Here is a 4,617-nt window from a genome sequence, read left to right as displayed (position 1 = left end):
AACAATCATAATGGAGCGGGTGATGGGAATCGAACCCACTACATCAGCTTGGAAGGCTGAGGTTTTACCAGTAAACTACACCCGCATATAAAGTTTAGTTGCTGAATGGTCGGGAAGACAGGATTCGAACCTGCGACCCCTTGGTCCCAAACCAAGTGCTCTACCAAGCTGAGCTACTCCCCGTTATTATTAAGGAAAAAATAATGGCGCGCCCGAAAGGAGTCGAACCCATAACCTTCTGATCCGTAGTCAGACGCTCTATCCAATTGAGCTACGGGCGCATTAATTTTAATAGTAACTTTTATATCTTATCGCATCCAAGAAAGGATGTCAATAATTTTTTGGTGCGGCCGAGAGGACTTGAACCTCCACGGGGTTGCCCCCACTAGGCCCTCAACCTAGCGCGTCTGCCATTCCGCCACGACCGCAAAACATGACAGGATTATATAATAACTAATTGAGGTTCATTAATCAATAGGTAATTAATGGTGCGGGTGAAGGGAGTCGAACCCCCACGCCTTGCGGCGCCAGATCCTAAGTCTGGTGCGTCTGCCAATTCCGCCACACCCGCATATTCATATTCATTCACTGACGCGAAAGTAAGGAAGTTTCTTTCCGCTAGCACAAAGAAACTTGATGAGCCATGAAGGACTCGAACCTTCGACCCTCTGATTAAAAGTCAGATGCTCTACCGACTGAGCTAATGGCTCGTATTCGAACAGAACCCTGAACAAGTTCCGTTTGAAACAAGTGCTCAAAAGACCTTCGGTCTTTCTCGCAAGTTGCCGCTGATGTTCATTCAACAAAGCGAGCAACCGACTGAGCTAACAACTCAAAAAATGGCTGGGCTAGCTGGATTCGAACCAACGCATGACGGAGTCAAAGTCCGTTGCCTTACCGCTTGGCTATAGCCCAATAAAATGGCGGTCCCGACCGGGGTCGAACCGGCGATCTCCTGCGTGACAGGCAGGCATGTTAACCACTACACCACGGGACCAGATATTGAATTATAATGATTACTATCGCTGTAGTAAGGATGTTTTTCGCAAGGGCGCGACTTGGTGACCCCTACGGGATTCGAACCCGTGTTACCGCCGTGAAAGGGCGGTGTCTTAACCGCTTGACCAAGGGGCCATAATAAAAGGTTCTGGCGGAGAAGGAGGGATTTGAACCCTCGCGCCGCTTACGCGACCTACACCCTTAGCAGGGGCGCCTCTTCAGCCTCTTGAGTACTTCCCCATACCTTAAAATAATGGCTCCGCAGGTAGGATTCGAACCTACGACCGCTCGGTTAACAGCCGAGTGCTCTACCACTGAGCTACTGCGGAATAATTTAATTTTTGATGTCGTTGTCTTATCGACTCTTACTATTATAGGGAGGTACCCAGCAAAAGTCAAGGGTGTTTTTGATAAGTTTTTTATTTCTTTTTTACAAGCCCACAAACGCTTATTCTACAGTCATTTCCTTCACTTTTATCAACTTTCCCTGGCATTTTCCACACACGTATTTCGAGGTATTGATAGATCTTTTGCGGCGATAGGCCAACTTGCAGCTGCTGCACTGATAAAAAATGAACTTCTGTTTCGATCTTCTCTTCTTCTCTTCCGGAAGTACAGAACAAAATCTCGGGGCACCTACCTTCTTTAATAAATCCCGGAAGTCTTTATCGCAATGCTTGTACCCTTTTCCTTCTATATGAAGATGGTAATGGCAAAGTTCATGCTTAATGATCCCGATCAACTCCGCCTCACCTAGTTGCTCAAAATACTTTTTATTAATTTCAATGTTGCGGCTGCCCAGCATATAGCGACCGCCAGTTGTTCGAAGTCTCGGATTAAAAAACGCCTTATGCCCGAATGGCTTATGAAAGTATTTATCGGAAATCATTACTACAAGATTATGCAACTCTTGATCAGTCATCTGTAAAACGCCTGCCTTTTAAAGAAACATGACAACCCATTATAGCATATATTAATGTTACCTTTAATGCATTATCTTAAGGAGGTATTGCTCTATGCCTGTCTGGTTTCAGAATCAAATGAAACGAGCCTTCTATGAGAAAAATCGGTATCAGATCAAACTTTTAAATCAATGTTGGTACTTTTATAGAAATAAACAGAGTTTGAACGATTAGAAGACTGCAGGGATTCCTGCAGTCTTCTGTATTATGCCTGCTCAGGCTTAAGCATCGTCAAGGCGACGCGACCTTTTTTCTGGTCGACACTATCCACCCAAACGGTTACTACGTCCCCAACTGATACAATATCCAGTGGGTGTTTTACAAATCGGTTGCTTAACTTTGAAATATGGACAAGTCCGTCTTGTTTTACACCGATATCAACGAAAGCTCCAAAGTCAACCACGTTCCGTACGGTACCTTGAAGTTCCATTCCTGCCTTCAGATCCTCAAGCTTCAATACATCCTTTTTCAAAAGTGGTGCCGGAAGCTCGTCGCGCGGGTCCCTTTCAGGTCTTATTAGCGCATCAATGATATCTTTCAGTGTAAGTTTCCCGATCCCTAATTCAGCTGCAGTTTGGTCAATGCTAATTTTTGCGAGCGCGTCCTTTAATGCTGGAGTGCCTAAATCCTTTGTTTTGAATCCCAGGCTATCAAGCAGCTGCTTTACTTCACCGTAACTTTCCGGGTGGATGCCAGTGCGGTCAATGGGTTCCTTTCCGTCGATAACACGCAGGAATCCGATTGCCTGTTCATAAGTCTTGGCTCCGAGACGCGGAATTTTTTTCAGTTGCGTCCTGCTTGTGAACTTTCCTTCTTCTTCACGTTTCTTTACTATATTATTGGCTACTGTTTTAGAGAGTCCTGATACGTACTGCAATAAGGAAGAAGAAGCGGTATTTACATTGACCCCTACCTGGTTAACTGCAGTCTCGACAACGAATGTCAGGGATTCGGATAGCTTTTTCTGGCTGACATCATGCTGATACTGGCCGACACCGACGGACTTGGGATCGATTTTAACAAGCTCAGCGAGCGGGTCCTGCAATCGGCGGGCAATCGATACTGCACTTCGTTCTTCTACCTGGTAGTTAGGGAACTCTTCGCGGGCAAGATCGGAAGCAGAGTAAACACTCGCGCCTGCTTCATTAACAATGAGATAGTAAATCTCTTTATCCATCTCTTTCAGGATGTCTGACACGAATTGTTCTGTTTCCCTGGAAGCAGTTCCGTTGCCGATTGCGACCATTTCAACGTCATACTCTTTCAGGACTTTAATGAATTTATCCTTCGCCTCTGTATTTTTCGATCCAGAGGTATGTGGATATATCACACCGATTGATAAAACTTTTCCTGTTTCATCTACAGCAGCCAGTTTACATCCCGTTCTGAATGCCGGGTCTACTCCCAGGACAACCTTCCCTTTTAACGGCGGTTGGAGGAGAAGTTTGCGCAGGTTTTCGGAAAAGATATGGATCGCTTGCTCTTCAGCTTTTTCCATCAGTTCATTCCTGATCTCACGTTCGATTGACGGCTGGATCAGTCGCTTATATGCATCCTCGATTGCTTCTGTTACTTCAGCTGCTGTGACAGAGTGATTTTTAGTTACCCACTTACGCTGCAAATAGCTAATGATGACATCTGTTTTTGGCTTTATTGACACCCTCAAAAGCTCTTCTTTTTCACCGCGGTTGAGCGCAAGGATTCTGTGCGGCACCACTTTATTGACTGGCTCGGAATAATCATAATACATCTCATAAACATTCTTCTCATCCTGCTCTTCATTTTTTACTGCAGACTCGATGGAGCCAGTTTTAAAGGTTTCATTTCGAATCCACTTGCGGCTGTCTGCGTCATCAGAAACAATTTCAGCGATGATGTCTTTCGCTCCGGCAATCGCATCTTCAAAAGATTCGACACCTTTTTCTTCTGATAAAAACTCCCGGGCTTTTTCTTCGAGACTTCCGTTTACAGGGAACTCCAGCATCCACTGAGCAAGCGGCTCCAGTCCCTTCTCTTTTGCAACAGTCGCTTTCGTTCTTCTTTTTTGCTTGTATGGCCGGTATAAGTCTTCTACTTCCTGAAGTTTGATTGCTCTTTCAATATTCGTCTTCAGTTGGTCAGTCAGCTTTCCTTGTTCTTCGATGAGCCTGATGACTTCCTCTTTACGCTGCTCTATATTCTGTATGTATTGCCATCTTTCAACGATGTTGCGAATTTGCACTTCATCAAGCGCACCCGTCATTTCCTTTCGGTAACGGGCTATGAACGGTACAGTGTTTCCTTCATCAATTAACGAAATGACACTTTGCACTTGTTTAGCTGTTAACGATTGCTCTTTGGCAATGATTTTTACATATCGACCTTGCTTATCCATTGTTTGAGTCAAGAGACAATCCTCCATAATCTATATTGATATTGCTTGTCACTTTAATAGTGTACCAAAATAAGCGGAAGGTTTACAGTGAGCGCGGGCATCCTTCTATATTCCTTTCGCTTCAATCCCCAATGTGACACATAGGGTTGATCTGCACCCTACCTCCTATTAGAAAAGCGCAAGCGCCTTGTTCAGCCCCGACAAGCGCTGGAGAGCCGACCAGTGAAGTCGCTCTTTGACTTCATTGGGCGGACCGAAGCGTCTCGAGGGGCTAGGCGCTGA

Annotated in this window: 3 protein-coding genes and 11 tRNA genes; 1 reads left to right on the top strand and 13 read right to left on the bottom strand. The window is 45.1% G+C overall.

Features of this window, described 5'->3' with window-relative positions; translation table 11 throughout:
• Window positions 1-11: 11 nt before the first annotated feature.
• The 12 genes from JCM21738_RS21020 to JCM21738_RS20965 all read right to left on the bottom strand — a co-directional run bounded on the left by JCM21738_RS21020 (window position 12) and on the right by JCM21738_RS20965 (window position 1,921).
• Window positions 12-85 (bottom strand) — tRNA-Gly (locus tag JCM21738_RS21020).
• 21 nt (window positions 86-106) lie between these two features.
• A tRNA-Pro gene (locus tag JCM21738_RS21015) sits at window positions 107-183 on the bottom strand.
• 21 nt (window positions 184-204) lie between these two features.
• Window positions 205-281: transfer RNA gene (locus tag JCM21738_RS21010), tRNA-Arg, on the bottom strand.
• A 61-nt stretch (window positions 282-342) separates the two neighbouring features.
• A tRNA-Leu gene (locus JCM21738_RS21005) sits at window positions 343-428 on the bottom strand.
• Between the two features lie 58 nt (window positions 429-486).
• Window positions 487-571, bottom strand: a tRNA-Leu gene (locus JCM21738_RS21000).
• Between the two features lie 66 nt (window positions 572-637).
• Window positions 638-710 (bottom strand) — tRNA-Lys (locus JCM21738_RS20995).
• 130 nt (window positions 711-840) lie between these two features.
• A tRNA-Gln gene (locus JCM21738_RS20990) sits at window positions 841-915 on the bottom strand.
• Window positions 916-921: 6 nt separating this feature from the next.
• A tRNA-Asp gene (locus JCM21738_RS20985) sits at window positions 922-997 on the bottom strand.
• Between the two features lie 62 nt (window positions 998-1,059).
• Window positions 1,060-1,134 (bottom strand) — tRNA-Glu (locus JCM21738_RS20980).
• A gap of 14 nt (window positions 1,135-1,148) precedes the next feature.
• A tRNA-Ser gene (locus JCM21738_RS20975) sits at window positions 1,149-1,239 on the bottom strand.
• Between the two features lie 14 nt (window positions 1,240-1,253).
• Window positions 1,254-1,328, bottom strand: a tRNA-Asn gene (locus tag JCM21738_RS20970).
• A 119-nt stretch (window positions 1,329-1,447) separates the two neighbouring features.
• Window positions 1,448-1,921 (bottom strand): SprT family protein, encoded by a 474-nt coding sequence (locus JCM21738_RS20965; RefSeq protein WP_023626315.1) that lies wholly within the window; start codon window positions 1,919-1,921, stop codon window positions 1,448-1,450.
• 94 nt (window positions 1,922-2,015) lie between these two features.
• Here JCM21738_RS20965 and cmpA point away from each other — a divergent pair, with 94 nt between their 5' ends.
• Window positions 2,016-2,135, top strand: a complete 120-nt coding sequence (gene cmpA / locus JCM21738_RS24040) for a cortex morphogenetic protein CmpA (protein ID WP_023626316.1) — start codon at window positions 2,016-2,018, stop codon at window positions 2,133-2,135.
• Window positions 2,136-2,166: 31 nt separating this feature from the next.
• Here cmpA and JCM21738_RS20960 read toward each other — a convergent pair whose 3' ends face one another.
• On the bottom strand, window positions 2,167-4,335 hold the full coding sequence (locus tag JCM21738_RS20960; RefSeq protein WP_175577023.1) for a Tex family protein: 2,169 nt from the start codon (window positions 4,333-4,335) through the stop codon (window positions 2,167-2,169).
• Window positions 4,336-4,617: the final 282 nt, after the last annotated feature.

The organism is Mesobacillus boroniphilus JCM 21738 (assembly GCF_000517385.1).
In the GTDB taxonomy this organism is placed as follows: Bacteria; Bacillota; Bacilli; order Bacillales; family Cytobacillaceae; genus Mesobacillus; species Mesobacillus boroniphilus.
The sequence above is the reverse complement of the archived record's forward strand: the minus strand, read 5'-3'. Positions and strand labels throughout refer to the sequence as shown.

What these genes read in the sequence shown, in the direction of transcription:
- JCM21738_RS20965 (WP_023626315.1), bottom strand. Translation starts at nt 1,921, where the DNA reads ATGACTGATCAAGAGTTGCATAATCTTGTAGTAATGATTTCCGATAAA.
- cmpA (WP_023626316.1), top strand. Translation starts at nt 2,016, where the DNA reads ATGCCTGTCTGGTTTCAGAATCAAATGAAACGAGCCTTCTATGAGAAA.
- JCM21738_RS20960 (WP_175577023.1), bottom strand. Translation starts at nt 4,335, where the DNA reads ATGGATAAGCAAGGTCGATATGTAAAAATCATTGCCAAAGAGCAATCG.